Here is a 2,829-nt window from a genome sequence, read left to right on the forward strand (position 1 = left end):
TTTCATGCGCCGATGATTTTTCATGAATTGATGGCAATCCTCAGGTGCCTGCCTGGCGCCGTGTGATCACGACCTCCATGAGCATGTTGTAGCGGTGGCGCGTCATCATGGTGGTCAATCCGGAAAAGAGCAGCCAGAAACCGCGTCGCCAGCGAGTCAGCTTCCAGACATGAAAGGTCAATTGGCGAAGCAGGCGGTCTTCATCAAACGCGCGCCACTCTCCGGCCAGCGACACCTGATGACGCACCAGTACCGGTGACATCTCGACACGATAGATGCGCTCAAGCTCATCGGTGGTGAAGTCATATTGTTCGATGACATCGGCCATGTGGGCGTAGTCGCGCTCGCCGGGTTCACGGTCCAGCCATAGCGGGGCCAGTGCCATCCACAGATCGCGACGATGATCGAGCAGACGCTGTGGGTCATTCATGTTGTCATGAGGAGATGACACCGTTTTTCATCCTGCAATAGGGAAGCGGTTCAGGGACATTGCCCCAGGCTTGTGCGGACACCTGCGCCCGTACCCGGTAAAATACGCGTCAGGTCGCCATGACTCAATTTTGAGTGGCGCAGGGCACCCGACAGCGCAGCCGTCATGGGTGCAGCCTTCTTTGGAGGGTATTTCATCGGTTGAAATGCCGTCTGTTTACATTACTGGCAAGAGAGGTGAGTGTGGTTATCCATCCCAAGGTTCGTGGTTTTATCTGTACGACAACCCATCCGGTAGGCTGCGAGCAGAACGTGCGCGAGCAGATTGAGATCACGCGCTCGCGCGGTGCCATCGAAGGTGGACCCAAAAAGGTATTGGTGATTGGGGCATCCACCGGTTATGGCCTGTCGGCGCGGATCACCGCCGCCTTTGGATGTGGCGCCGACACGCTGGGCGTGTTCTTTGAAAAGCCGGGCACCGAAACCCGTCCGGGTTCGGCCGGCTGGTACAACTCGGCGGCCTTTGATCGACTGGCCAGCGAAGAAGGGCTTTACAGCCGTTCGATCAACGGCGACGCCTTCGCGCATGAAACGCGCGATCAGGCCATCGAGATGATTAAAAACGAGATGGGCGGTCAGATTGATCTGGTGGTCTATTCGCTGGCCTCACCGGTGCGCAAGCTGCCCGACAGCGGCGAAGTGGTTAAATCGGCTCTCAAGCCGATCGGTGATACCTACCGAGCCACGGCACTGGATACCAACAGGGATCAGATCATCGAAGCCTCGGTCGAGCCCGCCTCGCAGGAAGAAATCGACAATACCATTCGCGTCATGGGTGGCGAAGACTGGGAACTCTGGATCGACGCCCTTGATCAGGCCGGTGTGCTAGCCGAAGGCGCCAGTACGGTCGCCTTCAGCTACATCGGTACCGAAATCACCTGGCCGATCTACTGGCACGGCTCACTGGGCAAGGCCAAGGAAGATCTGGACCGCGCCGCCCAGGCACTTGATGCGCGTCTGAGCGAGAAGGGCGGACATGCCAACGTTGCCGTGCTCAAGTCCGTGGTCACCCAGGCCAGTGCCGCCATTCCGGTCATGCCGCTGTATATCTCGATGGTTTATCGCATCATGAAGGAAAAGAACCTGCATGAAGGCACCATCGATCAGCTCAACCGCCTGTTTCATGAGCATCTGACCGCAGATCAGTTGCCGGCACTGGATGATGCCGGACGCATGCGTCTGGACGATCGTGAGCTGCGTGATGACGTGCAGGATGCGTGCAAGGCATTGTGGCCGCAGGTGACCAGCGACAACGTGTTTGAACTGACCGATTATGCCGGTTACAAGCATGAGTTTCTCAAGCTGTTCGGCTTTGATCGCGATGACGTTGATTATGATGCCGACGTCAATCCGAAGGTCGATTTCGACGTGGTACAGCTCTAAGGATCATCATGGCGCTATCACAACGCGCACGTTTTGCGACATGGGTACCCGGCACGATGCTAGTGGCATCACTGATGCTCTCGGGCTGTCAGAGTGCCTACTACGACGTCATGGAGCAGGCCGGGGTCCATAAGCGCGATATCCTGTCGGATCGCGTCATTGCCGCTCGTGATGCACAGCAGGATGCCGATGAGCAGTTTTCCTCGGCGCTTGAGCGCTATCAAAGTGTGGTGACGGTACCTGAAAGCGAGCTGTCTCGCGCTCATGCGGCGCTCGAGTCCGACTACGCACGCAGTCAGGCGGCCGCCGATCGTGTCAGCCAGCGCATCGATGCCATCGAAAGTGTGGCACAAGCACTTTTCAAAGAGTGGGAAGGTGAGCTGGATCAATATCAGAACGAGACGTACCGGCGCCAGAGCGAGCGCGAGCTTGAACAGACCCGCCAGCGCTATGGCGAGATGCTCGATGCCATGCATCGTGCTGAAGACACCATGCCACCGGTGCTGACGGCTATGCATGACAACGTCCTGTTTCTCAAGCACAACCTGAATGCACGCGCCATTGGTGCACTGAAGGGAGAGGTCAGCCAGCTTGAAACACAGGTAGCAGCACTCAGGCGTGAGATGCAGGCCTCGATCGAACGCTCCAATCGCTTTATTGACGGTATGGAATCGACGGACTGATTATCCGCTTTCCCTCCTTCAAGGCAGCCTTCGGGCTGCCTTTTTTGTGCTGGATAATCCTTGTTATCGACATGCTAAAGGATTAGTAGTCAATTTAGATAAACTTTATAAATGTAATTATTTTTTTGCTACTTTTGCTTCCGTGGTTTTACTTAATTGAAGGAAATGCTGCTCAGACTGACTGCTGTTTAATGATTAGAAGAGCGTGGCAGTCACTGTATATTCGCCAATCGTGAAGTATTTCAGTAATACAGCGGGATAGGGGACGAACGTT

The 2,829-nt window shown here is 55.7% G+C and carries 3 protein-coding genes; 2 read left to right on the plus strand and 1 reads right to left on the minus strand.

Annotation, left to right across the window (positions count from 1 at the left end):
• Window positions 1-40 precede the first annotated feature (40 nt).
• Window positions 41-430, minus strand: coding sequence for a DUF7079 family protein (locus IE123_RS00390; protein ID WP_189515790.1), 390 nt, complete (start codon window positions 428-430; stop codon window positions 41-43).
• Between the two features lie 242 nt (window positions 431-672).
• Between IE123_RS00390 and fabV the strand changes: the two genes are divergently transcribed.
• Both fabV and IE123_RS00400 read left to right on the plus strand, forming a co-directional pair.
• On the plus strand, window positions 673-1,872 hold the full coding sequence (gene fabV, locus IE123_RS00395) for an enoyl-ACP reductase FabV (protein WP_189515792.1): 1,200 nt from the start codon (window positions 673-675) through the stop codon (window positions 1,870-1,872).
• 8 nt (window positions 1,873-1,880) lie between these two features.
• Window positions 1,881-2,555, plus strand: coding sequence for a DUF2959 domain-containing protein (locus IE123_RS00400; RefSeq protein WP_229819484.1), 675 nt, complete (start codon window positions 1,881-1,883; stop codon window positions 2,553-2,555).
• Window positions 2,556-2,829 lie beyond the last annotated feature (274 nt).

The organism is Kushneria pakistanensis, assembly GCF_014652795.1.
In the GTDB taxonomy this organism is placed as follows: Bacteria; Pseudomonadota; Gammaproteobacteria; order Pseudomonadales; family Halomonadaceae; genus Kushneria; species Kushneria pakistanensis.